The sequence below is a fragment of the Flavobacterium columnare genome (assembly GCF_014844295.1).
Lineage (GTDB): Bacteria > Bacteroidota > Bacteroidia > Flavobacteriales > Flavobacteriaceae > Flavobacterium > Flavobacterium columnare.
This window is the reverse complement of the sequence record NZ_CP054494.1, coordinates 2,343,274-2,367,161: the sequence shown is the minus strand read 5'-3', so window position 1 is coordinate 2,367,161 and position 23,888 is coordinate 2,343,274. Positions and strand designations below refer to the sequence as shown.

The 23,888-nt window shown below is 30.9% G+C and carries 25 protein-coding genes; 17 read left to right on the top strand and 8 right to left on the bottom strand.

Going from position 1 to position 23,888, the window contains the following annotated elements; genetic code table 11:
* Nucleotides 1–2 precede the first annotated feature (2 nt).
* The 3 genes from HUE53_RS10300 to HUE53_RS10290 are packed head-to-tail and all read right to left on the bottom strand — an operon-like array spanning nt 3 to nt 2,832.
* Nucleotides 3–476: a sterol desaturase family protein gene (locus HUE53_RS10300; protein ID WP_065213409.1), complete on the bottom strand. Its 474-nt coding sequence runs from the start codon at nt 474–476 to the stop codon at nt 3–5.
* A gap of 31 nt (nt 477–507) precedes the next feature.
* Complete coding sequence (locus HUE53_RS10295) at nt 508–1,356, bottom strand: phytoene/squalene synthase family protein (protein WP_014165578.1); 849 nt, start codon at nt 1,354–1,356, stop codon at nt 508–510.
* An 18-nt stretch (nt 1,357–1,374) separates the two neighbouring features.
* Nucleotides 1,375–2,832 (bottom strand): phytoene desaturase family protein, encoded by a 1,458-nt coding sequence (locus tag HUE53_RS10290; protein ID WP_014165579.1) that lies wholly within the window; start codon nt 2,830–2,832, stop codon nt 1,375–1,377.
* A gap of 277 nt (nt 2,833–3,109) precedes the next feature.
* Between HUE53_RS10290 and HUE53_RS10285 the strand changes: the two genes are divergently transcribed.
* The 4 genes from HUE53_RS10285 (at nt 3,110) to HUE53_RS10270 (ending at nt 7,300) form a co-directional block, all read left to right on the top strand.
* On the top strand, nt 3,110–4,531 hold the full coding sequence (locus tag HUE53_RS10285) for an SDR family oxidoreductase (protein WP_065213407.1): 1,422 nt from the start codon (nt 3,110–3,112) through the stop codon (nt 4,529–4,531).
* Nucleotides 4,532–4,821: 290 nt separating this feature from the next.
* Entirely contained in the window at nt 4,822–5,520 is a 699-nt protein-coding gene (locus HUE53_RS10280; protein WP_102135419.1) for an SDR family NAD(P)-dependent oxidoreductase, read from the top strand.
* Between the two features lie 5 nt (nt 5,521–5,525).
* Nucleotides 5,526–6,170, top strand: a complete 645-nt coding sequence (locus HUE53_RS10275; RefSeq protein ID WP_014165582.1) for a MarR family winged helix-turn-helix transcriptional regulator — start codon at nt 5,526–5,528, stop codon at nt 6,168–6,170.
* A 44-nt stretch (nt 6,171–6,214) separates the two neighbouring features.
* Nucleotides 6,215–7,300, top strand: coding sequence for a serine hydrolase domain-containing protein (locus HUE53_RS10270; protein WP_014165583.1), 1,086 nt, complete (start codon nt 6,215–6,217; stop codon nt 7,298–7,300).
* Between the two features lie 21 nt (nt 7,301–7,321).
* Here the strand turns inward: HUE53_RS10270 and HUE53_RS10265 are convergent, their stop codons facing one another.
* From HUE53_RS10265 to HUE53_RS10250, 4 genes are all read right to left on the bottom strand, one after another.
* Entirely contained in the window at nt 7,322–7,939 is a 618-nt protein-coding gene (locus tag HUE53_RS10265) for a glutathione peroxidase (protein WP_014165584.1), read from the bottom strand.
* 240 nt (nt 7,940–8,179) lie between these two features.
* The gene (locus HUE53_RS10260; RefSeq protein WP_225556218.1) at nt 8,180–8,713 is read right to left on the bottom strand and encodes a glutathione peroxidase; all 534 of its coding nucleotides are present in this window, start codon (nt 8,711–8,713) and stop codon (nt 8,180–8,182) included.
* Nucleotides 8,714–8,732: 19 nt separating this feature from the next.
* Nucleotides 8,733–11,864, bottom strand: coding sequence for a cytochrome c biogenesis protein (gene ccsA / locus HUE53_RS10255; RefSeq protein WP_041253222.1), 3,132 nt, complete (start codon nt 11,862–11,864; stop codon nt 8,733–8,735).
* Nucleotides 11,865–12,014: 150 nt separating this feature from the next.
* Nucleotides 12,015–12,458, bottom strand: coding sequence for a hypothetical protein (locus HUE53_RS10250; RefSeq protein ID WP_014165587.1), 444 nt, complete (start codon nt 12,456–12,458; stop codon nt 12,015–12,017).
* 162 nt (nt 12,459–12,620) lie between these two features.
* On the opposite strand from HUE53_RS10250, the gene HUE53_RS10245 reads away from it, so the two are divergent.
* From HUE53_RS10245 to HUE53_RS10205, 9 genes are all read left to right on the top strand, one after another.
* Nucleotides 12,621–13,373 (top strand): Rossmann-like and DUF2520 domain-containing protein, encoded by a 753-nt coding sequence (locus HUE53_RS10245; protein WP_192188461.1) that lies wholly within the window; start codon nt 12,621–12,623, stop codon nt 13,371–13,373.
* Nucleotides 13,366–13,893, top strand: a complete 528-nt coding sequence (locus HUE53_RS10240; protein ID WP_065213404.1) for a KdsC family phosphatase — start codon at nt 13,366–13,368, stop codon at nt 13,891–13,893. Before HUE53_RS10245 ends, HUE53_RS10240 begins: the two co-directional genes overlap by 8 nt.
* 25 nt (nt 13,894–13,918) lie before the next feature.
* Entirely contained in the window at nt 13,919–14,845 is a 927-nt protein-coding gene (locus tag HUE53_RS10235; protein ID WP_107317706.1) for a geranylgeranylglycerol-phosphate geranylgeranyltransferase, read from the top strand.
* Nucleotides 14,832–15,413 carry a Maf-like protein gene (locus HUE53_RS10230; RefSeq protein WP_192188460.1) on the top strand — a complete coding sequence of 194 codons (582 nt, stop codon included), beginning with the start codon at nt 14,832–14,834 and terminating at the stop codon, nt 15,411–15,413. Before HUE53_RS10235 ends, HUE53_RS10230 begins: the two co-directional genes overlap by 14 nt.
* Nucleotides 15,414–15,494: 81 nt before the next feature.
* The gene (locus HUE53_RS10225) at nt 15,495–16,064 is read left to right on the top strand and encodes a hypothetical protein (RefSeq protein WP_014165592.1); all 570 of its coding nucleotides are present in this window, start codon (nt 15,495–15,497) and stop codon (nt 16,062–16,064) included.
* Between the two features lie 124 nt (nt 16,065–16,188).
* Nucleotides 16,189–16,935, top strand: coding sequence for a tRNA pseudouridine(38-40) synthase TruA (truA, locus tag HUE53_RS10220; RefSeq protein WP_014165593.1), 747 nt, complete (start codon nt 16,189–16,191; stop codon nt 16,933–16,935).
* Nucleotides 16,922–18,673, top strand: coding sequence for an ABC transporter ATP-binding protein (locus HUE53_RS10215; protein ID WP_065213403.1), 1,752 nt, complete (start codon nt 16,922–16,924; stop codon nt 18,671–18,673). The genes truA and HUE53_RS10215 overlap by 14 nt, the downstream gene beginning before the upstream one ends.
* A gap of 7 nt (nt 18,674–18,680) precedes the next feature.
* Nucleotides 18,681–19,097 (top strand): acyl-CoA thioesterase, encoded by a 417-nt coding sequence (locus HUE53_RS10210; protein WP_014165595.1) that lies wholly within the window; start codon nt 18,681–18,683, stop codon nt 19,095–19,097.
* Nucleotides 19,098–19,165: 68 nt separating this feature from the next.
* Nucleotides 19,166–19,582 carry a tetratricopeptide repeat protein gene (locus HUE53_RS10205; RefSeq protein ID WP_014165596.1) on the top strand — a complete coding sequence of 139 codons (417 nt, stop codon included), beginning with the start codon at nt 19,166–19,168 and terminating at the stop codon, nt 19,580–19,582.
* A 145-nt stretch (nt 19,583–19,727) separates the two neighbouring features.
* Here the strand turns inward: HUE53_RS10205 and folP are convergent, their stop codons facing one another.
* Entirely contained in the window at nt 19,728–20,555 is an 828-nt protein-coding gene (gene folP / locus HUE53_RS10200) for a dihydropteroate synthase (protein WP_065213402.1), read from the bottom strand.
* 67 nt (nt 20,556–20,622) lie between these two features.
* Here folP and HUE53_RS10195 point away from each other — a divergent pair, with 67 nt between their 5' ends.
* From HUE53_RS10195 to tpiA, 4 genes are all read left to right on the top strand, one after another.
* On the top strand, nt 20,623–21,165 hold the full coding sequence (locus HUE53_RS10195; protein ID WP_014165598.1) for a DUF1599 domain-containing protein: 543 nt from the start codon (nt 20,623–20,625) through the stop codon (nt 21,163–21,165).
* A gap of 57 nt (nt 21,166–21,222) precedes the next feature.
* Entirely contained in the window at nt 21,223–22,311 is a 1,089-nt protein-coding gene (locus tag HUE53_RS10190) for a MauE/DoxX family redox-associated membrane protein (protein ID WP_065213401.1), read from the top strand.
* A 1-nt stretch (nt 22,312) separates the two neighbouring features.
* Nucleotides 22,313–22,807 carry a TlpA family protein disulfide reductase gene (locus HUE53_RS10185; RefSeq protein ID WP_014165600.1) on the top strand — a complete coding sequence of 165 codons (495 nt, stop codon included), beginning with the start codon at nt 22,313–22,315 and terminating at the stop codon, nt 22,805–22,807.
* Nucleotides 22,808–22,892: 85 nt separating this feature from the next.
* Nucleotides 22,893–23,642 carry a triose-phosphate isomerase gene (gene tpiA, locus HUE53_RS10180; RefSeq protein ID WP_097609562.1) on the top strand — a complete coding sequence of 250 codons (750 nt, stop codon included), beginning with the start codon at nt 22,893–22,895 and terminating at the stop codon, nt 23,640–23,642.
* Nucleotides 23,643–23,888 lie beyond the last annotated feature (246 nt).

Genomic DNA, 23,888 nt, shown 5'->3' with positions numbered 1-23,888 from the left:
TTTTAATGTTTTGTATTCAATTTTCTAGCTTCTTTAAAATATTTAATGGGTACAAACAACATTCCAAAACATTCGCCATCTGCTTTACCTAGGTGTTTGTGGTGTACTTTATGGGCTTTTCTTAGCCCTCGTAAATACCAATTATTTGTGTTTTCAAACCATTTGAATCGTCTATGAATAAGAATATCATGGATTAAAAAATAGGCTAATCCGTAAAAAAAGATGCCTAATCCTATAAAAAAAAGTGTATTTATCCCGTTGTTTGCTCCAAAAAAGAACAATAAAATGCTTGGGGTGGCAAATACTATAAAAAAGAAATCATTTTTTTCGAAAACATGAGGATATCCGGGTTGATGGTGGTCTTCATGAAAATACCAGCCTAAACCGTGCATAACGTATTTATGTGTAAGCCAAGTAACACCTTCCATTGCTACAAAAACAAGTAGCGTAATAAGTATATAATAAATGATTTGCATGTTTTTTTTATAACTGTTATTATAAGATATTTTATTTAATTAAATTTAGATTTTTAAATACCATCATTTCGCCAAAAAGGCAAACTTTTCTTATATTAGAAACCCTAATTCTTTGAGTAATTAAAACTTCGGGTTTACACTTCTTAATTTTTTTAAATAGGCTTAAGTAATACTTATAAGCCATATAAACGGCTATTTTAGAAGAAATAGGCAATAGTTTTATGCCTATTAAAGCGTTTTGAAAATCATTTTCAATGTCATTTTCAATATTTAGTTTTTCATGCGTAGAAAAACATTTAAAATTAACCTGAGGAAAATAAGTTCGCCCTAAATCGTTAAAATCAGCACTAATATCTCTTAAAAAATTAATTTTTTGAAAAGCAGCTCCTAAACTTTGTGCATAAGGTTTTAATTGTTCATATTCAAGAACATTTCCATTTAAAAATACTTTTAAACACATTAATCCTACTACTTCTGCACTTCCGTAAATATATTCGTTGTATTTTTGATCGTTTAGATTTTGTATTTCTTCTAAATCCATTTTCATAGAATGCAAAAAAGAATCTACTAAATGTTGTGGAATATTCTTTTCGCGCTGGGTTTTACAAAACGAATTAATAATAGGATTAAGCGAAATACCATTTTCAATAGAGGCACGGTACTCGTTTTCAAAAAGCATCATTAATTTAGCTTTATCGTATTGATGAAAGGTATCTACAATTTCATCAGCAAAACGAACAAATCCGTAAATGTTATAAATATGCTGTCTTATTTCAGGTTTAAACAATTTAGATGCCCATGAAAAAGAAGTGCTATATTTTTGGGTTACCATTTTTGAAGTAAGCCCTGAAATATGATCAAAAAGTTGCTCGTTATTCATAGTCTAAAGTTTAGAAATTTATAATTGTTTTTTTAGAATATAATCAGTTACTACTTTACCCGAAATTAAGGCAGGAGGTACTCCTGGTCCTGGAACGGTAAGTTGCCCTGTATAGAAAAAATTTTTGAGTTTTTTATTATTTATACGAGGGCGTAAAACAGAGGTTTGTAATAGCGTATTAGCCAGTCCATAGGCATTGCCTTTACAAGAATGATAGCGTTGTTTAAAATCATTTACTCCAAAAGATTTTTTAAAGATTATAGCTTCCTTTAAATCTTCGCCGGTGCATTTTTTGATTCTTTCTAAAATGATATCAAAATATTTTTCATGTATGGCTGGGTTATCATTTAGGTCCACTGCTACGGGTATTAAGAAAAACCCAATTTCTTTTCCTTCTGGAGCCAAGGTATCATCTGTTATACTTGAAAAATTAGCATAAAATAAAGGTTTTTTAGGGTATTCAAAAGTATCGTAAATTTCTGTTGCGTGTTGTTCAAAATCGGTATCAAAAAATAAATTATGGTGTAACAAATGTTTTACTTTTTTATTAAATGCCACATAGTACAAAAAAGAACTTGGGGCAAATGTTTTATTTGACCAATAATTAGGAGTGTAATTTCTATTTTTGTTTAATAAACTTTCGGTATGCGCATAATCTGCACCTGAAATAAATACATCCGCTTCAAACTCTTTATTTGTGGTACGTATTTTAGTTACTTTATGTTTTATATTTTCAATAGATAGAACTTCTTCATTTATATGAAAAACAACACCCAGTTCTTTAGCTAACTGTACGATACCTAATGCTACAGCATTAAAACCTCCTTTAGGGTACCAGGTTCCTAAACCAAAATCGGCATAGTTCATAAAGTTATAAAAAGCAGGAGTCTTGCTAGGCTTAGCTCCTAAAAATAAAACAGGAAATTCTAAAATACTGCGCAGTTTAGTATCTTTTATTCTACTGCGTACTTGCTTTGCTATGGTTGTAGTAAATAAATGTAATCTTTTAGCTGTTTGTATTGAAATTAATTCCGTTATTGACCTTCCTGGATTGTATACTAGGTCGTGAATAGCTATTTGATAATTATCGTGTGCTTCTTTTATAAATTGTTTTAATATTTTTCCGCTTCCTTGTTCTATATGTTCAAATGTGTCTACAATTTTTTCAAGGCTGTCATCAATATCTATAGAATCCTTTTCGCCAAAAAACACTCGATAAGCAGGGGTTAATTTTTCTAGCGAGTAATAATCTTCTACTTTTTTTCCAAAATCAGCAAAAAATCGTTCAAACACATCGGGCATCCAGTACCAACTGGGCCCCATATCAAATTTAAAACCGTCAATTTCCATCATGGAAGCTCTCCCTCCTAGCTGTTCATTTTTTTCAACAACTTGTACACTATAGCCCGCCTTTGCCATATAACAGGCTGCTGTTAATGATGAAAATCCTGAACCTATGATAACTGCTTTTTTCATTTCGAAAAATTTAATTAGTACAAATTTATACTATTTTATTGTAAATAGAAAAATATTTTACTAAATTTGAATCAACCTAATAAGTTATTAAACTAAAATACAGTTATTTACATAAAGATAAGGTAATTTTCCTACTTAAGAACATTTTTTTACATAATTAACACGCAGTTGTTCTTTTGTTTTTAAACGGCTTAAAAAAACATTTTATTAATTCATAAAAAGACATTCACCATTGATTTATCTCAAAGAAAACCAATAACTTTTAAAATGTTTACAGATGAAGATATTAATTACAGGAACTACAGGATATATAGCACAACGTTTAATCCCCTTGTTGTTAGAAGCAAATCATAAATTGGTATGCTGCGTTCGCGATTTTAACCGAACCCCTTATATCTATGAAAACCATCCTAACATTACTTTTATAAAAATAGATTTTTTAAATATTGAAACAATTCAGTTACCACAGGATATTGATGTTGCTTACTATTTAATCCATTCTATGTCTGCCTCTGGAGGAGATTTTGAAAAGATGGAAAAAATTTGTGCTGAAAACTTTAAAACATTGATTGAAAAAACAAATTGCATACAAGTTATATATTTAAGTGGCATTGTAAACAATAATACTTTATCAAAACATTTACAATCTAGGCTATGTGTTGAAAAAACCTTACAATCACAAAAATATGCTCTAACAACTTTTAGAGCAGGCATCATCGTTGGAAGTGGTAGTGCTTCTTTTGAAATTATACGTGATATTGTGGAAAAATTGCCTCTTATGATAACTCCTAAATGGCTCAATACAAAAACTCAATCTATAGCAATAAGAGATGTTTTAAATTATCTTACCAAAACTATTTTAGTAAAAGCAACATATAATAAGTCATTTGATATTTTTGGTCCAGAAATACTTACTTACAAACAGATGTTGTTAAAATTTGGAGCTGTTAGAAACTTAAAACGATCTATTTTTACCCTACCCATCTTGACTCCAAAATTATCTTCTTATTGGTTGTATTTTGTTACTTCTATTTCATTCAATTTAGCTAAAGCTTTAGTTGATAGCTTAAAGGTTGAAGTCATAGGAAAACCAAGTACTATAAATGAGTTGCTAAACATTACTCCTATTCCTTATGAAGAATCCGTTGCTTTAGCCTTTCAAAAAATAGAGCAAAATGCTGTTATTTCTAGTTGGAAAGATGCTATGAGTAGTGGTTTTTTTCAGAATCAATTACATGATTATATACAAGTTCCTTCCTATGGTTGTTTTAAAGATTTACGAGTAAGAAATATAATTGATGAAAAATTAACATTGGAAAAAATCTGGTCTATAGGAGGAAAAAACGGGTGGTACGCTTTTAACTGGATGTGGGAACTAAGAGGGATTGTAGATAAATTTTTTGGAGGAGTAGGATTGCGTCGTGGCAGAACACATCAAAATGAAATTCAATCAGGTGATTCTTTGGATTTTTGGCGAGTTATTTTAGCTGATAAACAACAAAAACGTTTATTATTATTCGCAGAAATGAAGTTGCCTGGCGAAGCTTGGTTGGAATTTTCTATCAAGAAAAACAAATTGTATCAACGAGCTGTTTTTAGACCTAAAGGAGTTCTTGGTCGAATTTATTGGTATGCTGTCTCTCCGTTTCATGTTTTTGTATTTAATGGGATGATTGACCATTTAATAAAAAAAGACTAGGATCAATAGTACCGTATTTTTTGAATCTAGCCGTTGTGATAAAAAAGAAAAGAGTAACGAAGATAAAAATACAAGGCTTTTTCCCGCAGATGTGGTTTAACTGCATTGAAAGCAAAAAAAGGATTTCTTTTTTAAATTCAAAGTCTTTTTTATCTGTCATAAACTACTAATGCACAATCTGGGTTTAATGCCCTTGTTTGGTGAAACTTTTTGATTACAAAAAGAGTTAGATAGCGTCATTCTCTAGAATATTTTAGGATTAACCAAGGAATTTTATAAACATGAAAAAAATGAAAAATATAGTTGTCATAGGTTGTGGAAGTGGTATAGGACTTGCTACCCTAAAAGCATTACATAATACTGATCATATCATAGGAATTTCAAAAACGTATTCTACAGAGTTTGATTCTTTAGACATTCCGTTTTATAAAAAAAACATCATAACTGATCAATTAGATGATATTGTATTTCCGGAAATTATTGATGGAATTGTTTATGCTCCAGGAAGCATTAACTTAAAACCTTTTCATCGTTTTACAGAAGAAGATTTTAGAGCAGATTTTGAAATAAATGTATTAGGTGCTGTTAAAATAATTCAACAATTATTACCTCGTTTAAAAAAATCCAATTCTGCCAGTATAGTCCTTTTTAGTAGTGTAGCAGCAAAAATAGGCATGCCTTTTCATGCTTCTATTGCAACTAGTAAAAGTGCAATTGAAGGATTGGTTCGGAGTTTAGCCGCTGAATTTGCTCAACATAATATCCGCATTAATGCAATAGCTCCATCGCTAACTACAACAAAACTATCCGCTTCATTACTATCTACTCCTGAAAAAATAGAAGCCGCTGCAAAAAGACATCCATTACAGAACATTGGCGATCCTAATGATATTGCAAAAATGATCGTATTTTTGCTCTCCGATTTCTCCTCTTGGATAACAGGACAAATTATTAGCATAGACGGCGGAATGAGTAATATAAAACTGTAATTAACATGAATACTGATTTTTTCATACAACTATTACTACAGGTCAAAGAGTTCGAACAAGAAGTACCTATTAAAGCAAATGCAAGTGTTGAAGACTTTAGGTTATGGATGAACGAAAAAGCTTATCAAAACACTAATCCTACAGCTTTGTTCAAAAAGAAAAAAAAGACGGTATTTGATATTGAAAACGAAATTGCTAAACAAGTCATTTTATTAGGTCGTTTTTCCAAACAAATGATTCGTAGAGGATTAAAAGATTTCCCTCAATTAGCAAACGAGGAATTTACTTATTTGTATCGCATCATAGATGAAGAATCCTTGACAAAAATGCAGTTAATTGAACGAAATGCCCACGAAAAACAAACTGGTATTGAAATAATAAAACGCCTCGTAAAAAATCTTTTATTAGAAGAATTTCCTGACAAAAAAGACAAACGCATTACGCGATTACGAGTCACTCAAAAAGGAAAATCTTTTTTCAACGAATCGGTAGAAGATGTAACTCAAATAGCAAGAATACTTTCAGCGAAATTAGACGAGGAAGAAAAAAAGAATTTACTTTCACTACTTAAAAAACTAAATGAATTTCATTTTAATGTATATCACAACCATAAAGATTCTAGTATTGATCAAATTAATGAATTGATCTAAAATCTTATTTTTATTTCATTACTTATAAAAATTTAAAGGAGTTTATGAAAAAAAATATTCTAATAGCTAACTTATTCCTATTAATATTTTTAGGAATAATCAGTTGCGAATCCGAAAAAAACATTCAAAATAGCACCACAACGGAAGAAATGTATTTCCCTCCTAACTCTTTAGGTACTTGGGAAACAAAAAACAGGAATAGTATTAACTGGAATTCTACTGCTTTTGAACCATTAAAAATGTATTTAAAGGAAACCAATACTAAATCATTTATGATTTTAGTTAACGGTCGTATTGTGGTAGAAGAATATTTTAGTGGTCATTCAATATCTCAAGTATGGCAATGGAATAGCGCAGGAAAAACCCTTATCTCTACTCTTACAGGAATTGCACAACAAGAAGGAATACTAAATATAAACGATAAAGTATCTAAGTACCTAGGAATAGGATGGACTACTACTCCTATTGAAAAAGAAAATTTAATTACGTGTAAACACCTCCTAACGATGACTTCAGGTATTGATGACGAACAAGGAGAAAAAACAAGTCCTTCTGATCTTATCTATAAATCAGATGCTGGTAATAGATGGGCTTATCATAACATTTTTCAAAAACAAATGGATGTGATAGCAAATGCTAGTAACTCTCCTTTTGAAGATTATTATAATTTGAAACTAAAGAATAAGATTGGAATGGATGGCTCGTGGTATTTGGGACCTATTTATAGGATTTATTATAGCACTACCCGAAGTATGGCACGATTTGGCCTGCTAGCACTCAATAAAGGAAAATGGAATAATGAACAAATACTAAATGAAGCTTTTTTTAATGAAAGTATTTCAACTTCTCAAAATATAAATCAAGCCTATGGGTATTTTTGGTGGTTAAATGGAAAAGATTCTTTTATGCTGCCTAATTCACAAAATGTATTTGCAGGCTCATTAATTCCAAACGCACCCTCTGATATGTATACTGCTATGGGAGCTGCTGATCAAAGAATATATATCGTTCCTAGTAAAAAAATGGTCGTTATAAGAATGGGGGAATCTAGTACTCCTAATAGTCCTAATTTTTCTTTATCTGGTTTTGACAATGAATTATGGAAAAAAATAAATGCGCTAATCAATTAAATTAATATAGCGCATTTATTTTTATGATTTAATCCACTCTAAAACAACTGGATTGTCGGGTGTTATATGAGGTCCTAAAACTTGATCAACGTGACCACTTTCATTAATTAAATACTTTTGAAAATTCCAATGCAAAACATTATCCTTTAAACCATTCTTGTTTTTACTCATCAAAAATTGGTAGACAGGGTGTCTATTATTTCCTTTTAAATTCACTTTTCCCATTATTGGAAAAGTTACACCGTATTTGGTTTTACAAAAAGCATTAATCTCAGAATTTTCTAAAGGCTCAGAATTTCCAAAATCATTAGAAGGAAATGCAACAATTTCTAAGCCTTTTCTTTTGTACTTAGCATACATTTGTTGTAAGGCCTCTAACTGATCCGTAAATCCGCAATCAGTAGCTGTATTAACAATCAGGATTTTTTTTCCTCTTAATTTTGAGAAATCAAAAGTCTTTCCATTTATATCTACAACTTGGTATTGATAAATAGTCTGCCCTTCTAAATTTTTTTCAATAACAACTTCTTCTAACCCTTTAAAAGCTTCTTTTGCTGAATCATCATTTTTTAAAGTCTCCTCTTGGTTTTTACACGAAAATACAAGTATTGACATTAATAATAAAACTTCTTTTTTCATTTTTTAGTCTTATTTTAATTTGGCTGTTTTTGGATGTAGCTAATTTAAAAAAAAGTTAAAACTACACCTCTATTTTTTATGTAAAAATAACAATTCAAGAATAAAGTTATCAAAAAAGTCGACAATCTTGCCATTAACTTTGTTTAGTTTCCTTACCTTGGCTGACCAAAGGGAAAAAATAAAGGAAACAGATGAAACAAATCACATACTATTGATTCTTCAGTTGTTAAAATACTTTCTTTATGATTTTATCCAATTAATAACTTCATCTGAGTTAGGTAATGTTTTAGGCATTATCATCTGAACTAATTTTCCTTTTTCATCAATCAGATATTTTTGAAAATTCCATTTCACGTCGCTATCTAATACTCCATTTAGCTTTTTTTGAGTTAAGAACAAATAAAGAGGGTGTATATCAGCCCCTTTTACTGATATCTTTTCCATTACAGGAAAAGAAACACCATAGTTCTTCTTACAGAAAGTAGCAATTTGTTCATTATTTCCTGGTTCTTGTTCTCCAAAATTATTGGCAGGAAACCCTACAACGACAAAGTTTTTTTCTTTAAAAGTTTTATATAACTCTTCTAATTGAGCGTACTGTGGCGTTAATCCACATTCTGAAGCTGTATTTACAATCATTATCTTTTTACCTTTTAATTGCGCTAGATCAAACTCTTTCCCGTTTATATCTTTTACTTTAAATTGGTAAATTGTATTTACATATTCATCACTCGGCTGGCTTTTCTGGGCCCATGTTATGGCGCAAAAAAGCATACATACAGTTGCAATAATTCTACTCATTTTTTTTAGATTTTAAAATTTTATAATATACTACGATTGAAAACAATAAAAAGCCTACAAGAACTTTTATATAGATTTCCACATTTTGTCGTTCTCCTGTAGCATACGAATGAAGTCCACTTAAATGAAAATTAACTCCAAAATAGGTCATTAATACAGATGCAAAAGCTAAAACGCTAAAGAAATTATAAATAAATTTTCCTCTTAAAGCAGGTACAAAACGCATGTGAATAACAAAGCCATAAACCATGATACTAATTAAGGCCCATGTTTCTTTTGGATCCCAGCCCCAATAGCGTCCCCAACTTTCATTTGCCCATTGCCCTCCTAAAAAGTTACCTATCGTTAACATAACTAAACCTACTGTCAATGCCATTTCATTAATATAAGTAATTTCTTTTATATTTAAGTCCATTACTTTTTGATTCTTTTTGTTGGTAAATAACATCAAGAACATAGCTACTAATCCTAAAATGGCACCCAAAGCAAAGGGGCCATAGCTTCCCACAATGACTGCTACGTGAATCATTAACCAATACGAGTTTAATACGGGTTGAAGATTAGCTATCTGAGGGTCTAACCAACTCTGATGTGCCACCCATAAGATCATAGAAGCCACAAAAGCTGTCGAAGCTACTGTTAAATCAGACTTTCTTCCAAAGAATAACCCAAATAACATAATAGACCATCCTACATAAATCATAGATTCATACGCGTTACTCCAAGGAGCATGTCCTGAAATATACCATCTGGCAACAAGCCCTAATGTATGGATTAAAAAAAACACTCCCAAAAGAACATGAAAAGTTTTAACTGAAAAATGAACCCATTTTGTCTTATTAAATATTTGCATAATTACAAAAGCAAACATTAATAGTCCCGCTAACATATACCATGAGTACAATTTTTTGAAAACATCATATTTATTATATAATATTTCTGCATCAATTTTTTTATCCGAAGGTCTTACGGTTGATCCGTATTTTTTTTGATATTTTTCTAATCCTGTTATCAAACTATTAGCTAATGTATAGTCTTTAGAAGCCGTTGCTTTATCCAAAGAGTTCAAATAAAAAGGCAAAACGTTTTTAATTGTATCTAATGAAGTTCCTGTAGAATGACTAATTTCTAAAAAGCTAACCCATTTATTATTTTTATCAGCGGGTACTGGAAATATCTTTAAAATTTGTCCTGAAATAGCCGAATATAATAAGTTTACTTTTTTATCTGCTTCTATAAAATCTTTTTCAAATTGATTAGGAACTGTTGCTTTATACGCTTTATCTAATTGTTCAGATAATTTATAATTCCCTCTTTCGTCAAAAAAATCAATTAGTTTGGCATATTTAGCTTTGTTTTCAATACCTAATAGCTTATGAATACTATCGTTGTCTTTTTGCATAAAAATAATAGGAATCTCATACCAAACTTGTGGAAATTGTGTCATAGACAAGAAAACCTGGTCAGAGTTCATTTCTTTATAGGTATCTTTTTTACTGACTTTCCGTAATAATTCGGATGAAAAAGTATTAATTGGCTTCATACGTCCTCCTTGATCCTGAATTACTAATCGACCAAATTTGGCTGCTTGCTCTTCAGGTACTTTATAACGATTTAGTATAGAATCAATCTGCTGTTCTGTAGGAATTGCGTGTGCCTGTTTTTTTTGAGCATTTAAAGAGAGTGCAAAAAATAAAATAACAATAGTTATCATATTAGCCTTCTTATTACGCACTTTTTCTAATTTCTTTTTAAGATCATTAAAACGAGTATCTCCAAAAAACAATATCGCTATTAATCCTATATATAATAAGGTATAGCCTAGATAAGTCATCCAAGTTCCCCAAAAATCATGATTTACGGATAATTTTGTTCCTTTTTCATCAGGGTCAAATCCTGATTGAAAAAAACGGTATCCTTTATGATCTAAAATATGATTCATATAAATACGTGCATCAAATGGTTTTTCGTCTAATATGCTTACTTGGCTTTCAAAAGCGGAATAACTTTTTTCGGTACCTGGATATTTAGAAGCAATAAATTTATTTAAACGCACTTTAAATGGTAATTCATAAATTTTACTACCGTACTGAAAAGTATACTCTAAACCTCCTTGTTTAAAGGCCACTGGCTCGCCAGGACTTCCTTTTTGTCCTAATAACGTTATCCTTTTTTCCTTTCCTTCATTTGTTATTTTAAGGATCAAAGCATCATTGCTTTCTTTGTCTTTATAGTTTCCATTAGACTGATACTCTTTTACTCCTTTTATTGCCGTTTCAGGAAACACAAATTGCGCACCCCCCACGTTATATAAGGAACGATACATCAAAGCTGATTTATTGTTTTTTACAACAACTCCTTTTAACTGATCTGCCATTCTCATAAAATTACCATCAAAAGGCGATTCGATTGTGGATTCCTTATCATTAATTGTAATATTAACAGCTCCTTTAGTATGTTGATTGAGTGAAAACAAAATATTGTGTATGCTGACAACTTCTCCTTCTTTTAGATAATGCTCATGACGCTGTCCTCCTCCTGCTTCTACCATTTTAAGATACAATTTACCTTTTGGATCTTCTTTTACAGTTTCCTTTGCCCCCATTATAAAATCTACCAACTCTACTTTGAATGGAATTTTATCAAATTGTTCTTCATCAACAAAATGATTATTAACAGCGGCTGATACTAATAGAGGTTTTTCAAAAACTCTTCTTTTAAACTCATTTTGGTGCATACCATCCACAAAATAAGTCAAATAGGTACGATCTGAATAAAATTGATTTTCAGTAGCTCCTTCTCGAATAGGCATTATCCCTTCATAACTAATATAACGGGTAATAAAAGCTCCTAGTATAATAAACAAAAAGGAAAGGTGAAGCATAAGGGTTGCCCATTTTTCTTTTTTATATAATTCATACCGTTTTATATTTCCTAAGAAATTGATAACAAAAAATACCATTATCACCTCAAACCACCAAGCATTATAAATAATAATACGTGCAGTATCTGTATTATACGCATCTTCTATAAAAGTTCCTGCCGCCATAGCCGCTGCAAAAACTAGAAATAAAATAGCCATCAATCGAGTTGAAAATAGAAAGGAAAAGATCTTTTTATCCATGATTGGGAAATTCAAATTTTTAAGCTGTACAAAAATACTTATTTTGTTCCGTTAATACTTTTATCTTTGTTTTTTTTAAGATTTTTTTATAAATAAAAAACGAGACCTTATGATAAAAGATCTCGTCATACAAATAATTTTTCAAAAAAATTAAGATTTCTCAAATAATTTTTTAACGTCATCTAACGTCATTGCTTCTGAAATACCTGTAGTAGCTGTGGCTTTATTAGTAGTCATAAACTGTACGGTTGTCTTAGCGGTAGACTTAGCATAATGCAACCAAATAAAATCATTTGGTAATTCTAATTTAATATCATATATAGGTGAAGCACTAAAACCATCTACTATAATTTTAAAAAGATTCTCATAATCATTCTCTAAATTTTTAAAAGAAAAATTACGTATAGGCGATTCTTCTGGATTTTCTATATCTTTATAAAAAAAGGTATAAATATTTCCTTCTTTATGCACATATATACTATTGTTCCCTACCCTTCCTAAACGCTCTATAGGAGTCGTAGGAATTACTTTTATCTGGCTAAAACCAGAGTAAGAACAAATAAAAAATAGGGATAAGCTTAATAACTTTCTCATAAAATATTAATTTACAAATTGAATATTTGCAAAATAAAACTTTTTTCTTTTCGTTTATCGATTCTATTAAAAATATATTAACTTTTTTTTATTAAAAAGTGCTTACCTACGCATTGTGCCTGAAAATTTTGGGTAAAAATTCTTTTTTAGTAACTTCGCCTTATGACAACAGTAGTAATTTTAGGCTCAGGAAATGTAGCCTCTCATCTTATAAATGCTTTTCAACGAACAGAAGAGGTAAAAATATCTCAAGTGTATACAAGAAACACTACCATTGAAATACCTAATTTTAAAAAAGAAAATATAGTTCATACTTTAGAGGAATTAAAAGAAGCCGATGTTTATATACTATCTGTAACTGACGCAGCAATACCCTCATTAGCAGAAAAAATTCCTTTTCAAAATAAATTAATTATTCACACATCAGGAACCGTCAACATACAAGCGCTACCTGCAACCTCAAGAAAAGGTGTTTTTTATCCATTGCAAACCTTTTCTAAAAACAAAGCCATTAACTTCAATAAAATTCCTATTTGTATTGAAGCAGAATCCGATCAAGATTATTTATTACTAGAAAAAATAGCGCAATCAATTAGTAATCAAGCACTTAAAATAAATTCAGATCAACGAAAATCATTACACGTATCAGCCGTTTTTGTTTGCAATTTTGTAAATCACCTATATCAAATCGGACATGAAATTTGTACAGAGCACGAAGTTCCTTTTGAAATCCTTCATCCCCTTATAGAAGAAACTGCTAATAAAATAAAACAACTTAATCCCAAAGATGCACAAACTGGCCCTGCAAAAAGAAAAGACTCCATTACAATTAATGAGCACCTTTATTTTTTACAAAACGATACCCATAAAGAAATCTATAAATTGCTAACAAAATCTATTATTGACAATGTCTAAAAGTTATAAAGAAATAATGAACCTAATCAATACATTTGTATTGGATGTAGATGGCGTTCTAACCGATGGAACTGTACACGTAACGCCTACAGGTGAAATGCTACGCGAAATGAACATACGTGACGGATTTGCTATAAAAGCAGCCATAGAAAGCGGCTACAATGTATGTGTTATTTCCGGAGGAAGCAATGAAGGGGTTCGAATCCGATTACGAAACTTGGGTATAACAGACATCTATCTTGGATCATCTAACAAAGTCGAAACATTTAAAGAATATTGCGACATTTATAACATCCATCCCCAAAACGTATTATATATGGGCGATGATATTCCTGATTATCAGGTTATGCAATTAGTAGGCCTTCCTACTTGTCCACAAGATGCAAGTCCCGAAATAAAAACAATTTCTAAGTATATTTCACATATAAATGGAGGTAAAGGAGCCGTTAGAGATGTCATTGAACAAGTTATGAAAGTCCAAGAAAAATGGAATACCTATTTTGATGGAAAGTTTTTTTAAACATTCAATATAAATTTTAAAAAACATGAAATTCCTACATCTAATCCGATACAAAAACTTACTACTAATTGCATTAATGCAATTAGTCTGTTATTTTGGTTTTTTAAAACTTCAACCTACTCTTTTAGCTATTCCCAATTGGCAATATATACTTCTAGTTCTCGCTACTCTTTTTATTACAGCAGGTGGTTATATTATAAATGATCTATTTGATCAAGGTACTGATGCTATTAACAAACCCAACAAAAACCTTATAGGCAATACCATTGACGAATCGGTTGCCTACAACCTCTATACAGCTTTCACTTCCGTAGGGGTTCTTATAGGCTATTATTTATCACACGTAATTAAGCACCCTAACTTTGTAATTGTCTTCATTCTATGTGCCTCTCTATTATATTTATATGCTACCAATCTAAAAAAAATAGTACTCGTTAAAAACATCATTGTCTCTCTATTATTAGCCTTTAGCGTTATTATTATTGGCTTATTTACACTCTTCCCTGTACTTCCCTTGGGGGATAAAGGACATTTACTCTTTTTGTTTTCCGTATTAATTGATTTTTCAATAATGGCGTTTATGATTAATTTCTTACGAGAAATTATAAAAGACATTGAAGATATAAAAGGCGATTATAGCGAAGATATCCGTACTTTACCCATTATTTTAGGAACTAACAGAACTTTAAAACTTGTTTTTGGTGTGACTTTCATACCTATTACTTTGATTTTATCTTATGTATATAGTAACCTTTTTGAATTACTATACGCTACTTTATATATTCTCTTCTTTATTGTTGGTCCCCTTTTGTATTTTGCTATAAAAGTATGGAATGCTCAATCTCAAAAGGACTATAGACATCTGAGTAGTGTTTTAAAACTAATCATAGTATTAGGCAGTCTTTCCATAGGAGTTATTGGTTTAAACATGAATTATTATGCTACGCACTAAATTTAAAAAACATCAGATAATACTAGCCTCTGGCTCGCCTCGTCGTCAACAATTTTTCAAAGATTTTGATATTGATTTCAGTATTAAACTAAAAGAAATTGAAGAAAATTATCCCGAAACATTAAAATTTTTAGAGATTACCGATTACTTAGCAAAGCTAAAAGCTTCTGCTTTTGATGGTGAATTACAAACCCACGAATTGCTTATTACAAGCGACACCTTAGTGTGGCATAACAACAAAGCTTTAGGAAAACCTGCAGACTATGACAACGCATTTGCAATGCTTAAAAGTTTATCTGATAGCACTCATGAAGTCATTACCTCTGTTTGTTTTAAAACCACAGAAAAAGAAGACCTTATTAATGAAATCACAAAAGTAACATTTGGAGTACTAACAGACCAAACAATACATTATTACTTAAAAAACTACAAACCTTTTGACAAAGCGGGAAGTTACGGCATTCAAGACTGGATAGGTTTAATTGGTATTTCAAAAATCGAAGGTTCTTATACCAACGTAGTGGGGTTACCAACAGAAAAAGTCTATCAATATTTAGTGAATTTTTAAATGATTCATTCTTCATATTTTTTTGGCATAGTAATTGGATACTTTACTAAGAAATTAACAATAGCAACAAAACCATAGAATATGAAAAAACTATCATTTATAATCGGAGCCTTTTTAATGATACTAAACTTTCAAACTTTGGCACAAGTTTCAGTAAGTTTAAATATAGGCGAACAACATCCCAACAGGTGTGCAAATTATTCAGAAGAAAGAGTACAATATGTATACTTACCTGAACTAGAATGTTACTATGATAACTTTAACCAAGTGTACATTTATTCAGGACCAAGAGGCTGGTGTCGATCAAGTCATCTACCAGACTATTGTAGAGGATATGATATTCAAAGGGCACCTAGAGTCATCATAGATTATAGAGGAAACTGCCCTTGGACTTCTTTTAATGATCACAGAAAAAGCCATTGGAAAAATAATTACCGAAACTATCATAGCGAATATTATGGCCCTGCTTATTCACGAAGAGGAAATCACATCGCTTACGTAAATAGAGATAACCAATACTACAGAAAAAATGAAGATCGTTACGAAAACAGAGTAGAAAACCGTGATTATTATAGAGATCAACAAGAATATAAAAATAACGAAAGAAGTTACGAACAAGGAGAAAATCGCGCTCATGGTAGACGATTTTAAAACAGCCTAATAAGATCTAAAAAAGCAGTGAGGTAATACACTGCTTTTTTTAGATCTTATAGTCCTATCATATTATTCAAAATCTGTTTCATTTCTTTTATCTTTGCTCACAAATTTTTACACCTTGAGATATTTTATTGAATTTGCATATAAAGGCACCCATTATCATGGTTGGCAATACCAACCCAATGCCATTTCAGTACAAGAAACTTTAAATAAAGTATTTTCTACACTTTTACAAGAAAGTATAGAAATTGTAGGTGCTGGTAGAACTGATACAGGAGTACATGCTTCACAAATGTATGGGCATTTTGATACTCAAAAAGAACTAGATCTAGCAAAACTAAAACAAAGAGCTAATTCCTTTTTACCAAAAGATATTGCTCTATTTCGTATTATTCCAGTACATGATGAAGCGCATGCTCGTTTTGACGCTACTTCTAGAACCTACCATTATTACATCAGTACTCAAAAAAATGCCTTCAATACAGAACTTGCTTGGTATAATCATCATATTTTAGATATAAACACGATGAATGAAGCCTGTAAAATTCTTTTTGAATACATAGACTTCGAGTGCTTTTCAAAAACACATACAGACGTACACACTTTTAACTGCAAAATAACAGAAGCCTACTGGCGTAAAGAAAACCAAAATTTAGTTTTCACCATCACTGCCGATCGTTTCTTACGGAATATGGTAAGAGCTATTGTGGGAACTATGGTAAACATTGGTACCCATAAAATCACAAAAGAAGATCTAGTATCTATTATTGAAAGTAAAGACCGAAAAAAAGCAGGTTTTTCGGTTCCTGCACAAGGATTATTTTTAAGCAAAGTAACCTACCCTTACATAAATGAAAGCATTTGATAGTACATTATTCAAAAGAATACTCACTTATACAAAACCCTACAAATGGCGATATTACAGCGTTATTTTATGGGCTGTTCTGTTATCTATTTTTGCTGCACTCCGCCCCTACTTGTTACAAAACATTATAGATCTTTACGTAATTCCTAAAAAACTAACAGGTTTTTTAGTTATGCTAGGCATCATGGCCTTGACATTAGTACTTGAAGTATTAGCCCAATTTTACTTTGTCTATTGGGCAAACGTACTCGGACAAGATATAGTCAAGGATATTCGTATAAAATTATTTAACCACTTAAGCTGTTTTAAAATACAATATTTTGACAAAGAGCCTGTAGGAAAACTAATCACCCGTTCCGTCTCAGACATAGAATCCATAGCCCGTATTTTTAGTCAAGGATTATTCATGATTATGAGTGATTTAATGAAAATGACTACTATCTTCTTTTTCATGCTATACATGAATTGGAAACTAACTCTGATTGTCGTAGCTACCATGCCAATACTCCTATATGCTATTCGGATATTTCAGATAAAAATGAAAAGCGCGTTTGAAGATGTTCGAACTCAAATTGCTAACATGAACACTTTTATTCAGGAACGACTAACAGGAATGAAAATCGTTCAACTTTTCACACGAGAAGAAATTGAATATAAAAATTTTAAAAAAATAAACCATTTACATCGTAAAGCTTGGGTAAAAAACGTTTGGTACAACTCTATTTTCTTTCCAATTGCTGACATTATAACCTATTTAACCTTAAGTCTAATCATTTGGTTTGGCTGTATTTTGTTATTACAACACGATCCGTTTACCAATGTAGGCCATCTTTTTGCCTATACTATGTACATCACTATCTTCTTTACCCCTTTAAGACAAATAGCCGATAAATTTAATGAAATGCAAATGGGGATGATTGCTGCTCAACGAGTATTTGAAGTTCTTGATTTTAAAGAAGAAATAGAAAACAATGGAAGTATTAAAGCTCCTAAATTTATAGGCAAAATAGAGTTCAAAAACGTATCTTTTGGTTATAAATCTGATGAATATATACTCAAGAATCTTAATTTAAGTTTAAACCCTGGTCAAACCGTTGCCATAGTAGGAGCCACTGGAGCTGGCAAAACAACCATTATTAATTTACTCAATAGATTTTACGATATTCAATCAGGATCTATTTCTATAGACAATCAAAACATAAAAGATTTCACCATAGAAAGTTTAAGAACTCAAATAGCTATTGTTCTCCAAGATGTGTTCTTATTTGCAGACAGCATCTACCATAATATAACTTTAAAAAATCCTTTTATAACTAAGGATCAGGTAATAAAAGCGGCCAAAGCCATTGGGGCACATGATTTTATCATGGCTCTACCCAATAACTATGAATATGATGTAAAAGAACGTGGAGCATCACTTTCATCAGGTCAAAGACAGTTAATTGCTTTTTTAAGAGCCTACTTAAGTAATCCTAGCATCCTAATCTTAGATGAAGCCACTTCTTCTATAGATACTTATTTAGAAGAAAAGATCCAAAAAGCCACAGAAACTTTAACAAAAAATAGAACTTCTATTATTATTGCGCATCGTTTAGCAACAATTATAAATGCAGATAGAATCATAGTGCTAGACAAAGGAATAGTCATAGAAGAAGGCACCCATACCTCTTTATTAAAAAAGGAAAAAGGAGCCTATCGAAAATTATACGAAGCACAATTTATTAATCATATCAAATAAATCTACAATGGAAAATTTTTTTATTGAAATGTCTGTTCGCAATTACGAATTAGACGTACAAGGAATCGTGAACAATTCCGTTTATCAAAATTACCTCGAGCACGCTCGACATCAGTTTTTACACCACCATGGAGTAGACTTTGTTGAATTTGCTCAAAAAAATATCTTATTAGTCGTAAAAAGCATTGAAATCAATTTTAAAAATTCACTTATTAGCCGAGACCATTTTAAAGTAGAAGTACGTGCTGAAAAAGAAGGAAATCTAAAAGTAATCTTCCATCAAAACATCATTCGCCTATCCGACAACAAACTAATGGTGTCTGCTAAAGTAACAGGTGTAGCTATAAAAGATGGTCGCCCTGTCGCTCCAGACACCATCCCACAAATAGCACAATTATTTACAACAGCAGTTATTGAATCATAAAACTTTTTTCTAAAACAAATAACCAAGTGATTAAATTTGATTAAATTTGATTTTTAAAACCTACTAATATGAAAAAAATAATCTTCTTTATTACTTTATTATCAAGTCTTATCACATTTGCTCAAAATGAAGAAATAGTTGATAATCCTTTTACACCTGAAGAAAATACGCTTTTTTCTAAAGCACTAGAAAAATTAAATTCTAAAAAATACCCTGATGCTATAGAGATGCTAAACAAATTAATTTCATCTAATAAAGAGCATAAATCACCTTATTTTTACTTAACACAAGCCTATTTTGAAAACAAACAATATTCAGAATGTGTTGAAATTTGCACTAAAGGTTTAGCTATTGGTCCAAAAGAAAATTTATTAAATTATTATAGAGCTAAGGCTAATATTGAATTAGGGAAAACCGATTCAGTATGCAACGATTTAAAAAAATCAGGCACTCAAGAAAAAGAATTATTAAAATATTGTAACTAAGAAAAGCCTTTCTTAACAATATTCCCTTTAGAAAAAAAATCGGATATAAGAAATTTTATCCAAAAAGATTCAAAATACCTACACGAAAAAAGGATGTTCATATTCTATATTCATTCTTGAACATCCTTTTTTTATTTCCATTGCCTCATATCATTTCACAAAGTCTAATAGCCTCCAATGCTTCCTTCACATCATGTACCCGCAAAATAGAAGCCCCTTTAGTTATTGCAATCGTATTTAAAACAGTAGTCCCATTTAATGCTTCTTGTGCTGTAAGATCTAATGTTTTATAAATCATTGATTTTCTAGACATCCCTACAAGAATAGGTAATTCAGCTATAGATAGAAGTTCCATTTTAGATAATAATTCAAAATTTTGCTCCAAGGTTTTAGAAAACCCAAAACCAGGATCAAGAATCAAATCGTTAATACCATAACTCCTTGCCTTTGCTATTTTTTCCGAAAAATAAAACAAAATTTCCTTAAGCAAATCATCATAATCCACCATTTGCTGCATTGTCTTAGGAGTCCCTTTCAAATGCATCATAACAAATGGCACATTATGTTTAGCAATAACACGAAACATATTCGCATCTAATCCACCGGCTGAAATATCATTAATCAAAGAAGCCCCTATTTGCAAACACTCATCAGCTACTTTACTATGAAAGGTATCAATAGACACTAATACATCTGGAAACTTAGCTATCAAAAGCAAAACGATTTCCTCTATCCTACCCAATTCTTCATCTGCGGACAAAAACGGAGCATTAGGTCTTGTTGATTGCCCTCCTACATCTAAAAAAAAAGCACCATCAAGTACCATTTTTTCAGCTTGTTCTAAAACGAAAAGATCCGTTTTTAACTTTCCTCCATCATAAAAAGAATCAGGCGTTATATTTAAAATTCCCATTACTTTGGGCTTCCTTAAATCAACCAGTTTTCCTTTACAGTTTATCGTAGCCATTTGCATTTTATTAACAGCATTTTATTTAAAAATCCCTATTTTTGAAAAAATTTGATGCAAATATAATATACAAATGAGTAATACATCTCAACAATACGATACAATAATAAACAACTGTCGCGATTTATACACTAAAAAAATGAAAGATTATGGCAGTGCTTGGCGCATTTTACGCTTACCTTCTCTGACAGATCAAATTTTCATAAAAGCTCAACGCATCCGTTCCTTACAAGAAAACGAAGTAAGAAAAATAAACGAGGACGAAACTTCTGAATTTATAGGTATCATAAACTACTCCATCATGGCTCTGATCCAGTTAGATAAAGGGGTTGCAACACAACCCGATCTAAATGTAGAGGAAGCCATAAAATTATATGACGAAAAAATACTAATTACCAAACAGCTTATGGAAGCTAAAAACCATGATTATGGCGAAGCTTGGCGCGATATGCGAGTAAGTTCATTAACCGATCTTATTTTACAAAAAATTTTACGAGTAAAACAAATCGAAGATAACAAAGGAAAAACTTTAGTAAGTGAAGGCATTGACGCGAATTACCAAGACATGATTAATTATTCCGTTTTTGCCCTAATTTTATTAGAAAACATAAAATAATTTCAATCACATAAGACCTAAATCTATAGAGTTTATATGTTTTAAAAATGAAAAAAAATGAAAAAAAACCTAACGATCCTATTCCGAATCATAATAGCATTGCTGTTCATCATATCAGCTATTGCAAAAATGTACCCGTCCCCCTATTTTGCAATCTCAACTTTTGAAGTAAAACAATTGTATCCTTTAGGATTTTCTGAAAATATAGCCCCTTGGTTTTCAAGAATTTTAATAGGTATCGAAATGGCGTTAGGGATACTCATTCTACAAAATAACTATCTAAAAAAAATAATCATCCCTGCAACCATTACGCTACTTATTGTTTTTGTAATTCATTTATCTTACGAAACGTTCATTAATGGTGGTAATTCAGGCAACTGCGGTTGTTTTGGAGAATTAATACCTATGACTCCCATAGAAGCCATCATCAAAAACGTAGTTGCTATTATCCTTCTTGGCTTAATTCTTTTTATGTTACCAAAAGACAATACAGAAATCCATAAAATTTGGCCAATAAATCTAATTACATTAATCTCTATCCTTATAATTTTCATATTAGCTCCTATCAAATCAGCAAGTGAATTAGACTTACCAACCGAGATCACGATAGATTCGACAAACACAACTAACATTGATTCTTCAATGATTCAAAAAGATTCTGTTATACAAAAAACAGTCATTAAAGACTCCATAAAACAACCATTAGAAAAAATAAAAGAAGAAAAAACAATTAATGAACCTTCCAAAAAGAAATCAGGTTACGCCCAGTTCTTTTCTAACATTGATAATGGCCGTAAAACCTTATGCTTCTTTGTTCCTGGTTGTGATCATTGCCGTCAAGCAGCAAAAGAACTAACAGAGTTAAAACGTACAAATAAAAATTTTCCTGAAATACTAGTTCTTTTTATGAACGAAGAACCCGAAAAAATACCCGATTTCTTTCAAGAAACAGGTGCTGAATACCCTTACAAAATAATTGAAATCATTCCCTTCTGGAAATTATTGGGAACGGGAAAAGATACTCCTGGTGTAAAATACTTATGGAATGGACATGAATACAAATATTATTTTGGCATTAATGAAAATCAATTCAATCCTAAGAATTATCAAGAATTAATTAATAAACCCTTTACTCAATTAAAATAAAATGAAAAAAATAATAACATTAATACTCACAATAATACTTAACATCTCATGCTCAAAAGCACAGGATACACAACTCAATAATGAAACCTTAAATTATTCTTTGACTGACATTAACGGTCAAAAAATTACATTAAAAGAAATAATATCTCAAAATACAGAAAAAAGTATTGTTCTAGAATTTTGGGCTTCGTGGTGTGGCGATTGCATTAAAAATATGCCCAACCTAAAAAAATTACAAATAGAAAATCCAGATACTAAATTTGTTTTCATTTCTTTTGACAAAACTCCAGAAACGTGGAAAATAGGAATTGAAAAACACGAACTAATAGGAGACCATTTGTATGTAGGAGAAACCATGAAAGGCAATTTCGGAAAATCAGTAAATTTAGACTGGATACCCAGATACATTATTTTAGATAAAAAAGGGAAAGTGGTTCTATTCAGAGCCATCGAAAAAGATACTGAAAAAATAAACACCCTTTTAAAAACTTTGTAAACAAACAAAATCATATCGAATTAAAAGATATTTTAACTTGTTAAAAGACATATCTTTGCACTCTTAAATCCTAATTATTTATAATATGAGACAAAAAATAGTAGCTGGTAATTGGAAAATGAATAAAAATGCTAAACAAACACAAGAATTGATAGCGGACTTAATTATAAATCTTCCAAAAACAGACGCTAAAATCATCATAGCCCCTACTTTTATTAACTTAACTCAAGCTGTAGAACAAACTAAAGGGACTTCTATAGAAGTTGTTGCTCAAAATATGCACCAAGCAGAAGGCGGTGCTTTTACGGGAGAAATATCCGCTGATATGCTAACAAATATTGGGATTCAAACCGTTATTTTAGGACATTCTGAACGTCGTGCTTATTTTCATGAAACCGATGCTTTATTAGCCAATAAAGTAAACACAGCACTAAAGCACGAAATGAAAATTATTTTCTGCTTTGGGGAAGAATTAAAACACCGTCAAAACACACAACATTTTAATATAGTAGAATACCAATTAAAAGACGCTCTATTCCATTTAAATGCTTCTGATTGGAAAAATATAATTTTAGCTTACGAACCCGTTTGGGCCATTGGCACAGGAGAAACAGCTTCTCCTGAACAAGCACAAGAAATGCATAAATTCATCCGACAAACAATTCTAGAACGTTACGGAAATGAGATTGCAGAAAATGTTTCCATTTTATACGGAGGAAGCGTTAAACCAGAAAATGCCAAAGAAATTTTTTCTCAACCTGACGTTGATGGAGGTTTAATAGGAGGAGCCTCTTTAACCACAAATGATTTTATAAATATTATAAAAGGAATATAAGTTAACAATACCACTTCAAAGAACGGAGTTTTTTGAAGTGGTTATAAACGATCAAACCCATTCTTTTTCTACAACAAACTTAAAAAAGAGAAACTCAATAAAACCCAATCCCTCTATTTTTCTTTAACCCTTCTAAAAAAGTAAAAAAGAAGTTCTTTTTTTTACTTTTTCCAAACCTCTTTTATTTTGTTGTATAAAACTCTTTCATATACAAATCATAAATATAATTCAAAACAACAATTTCAA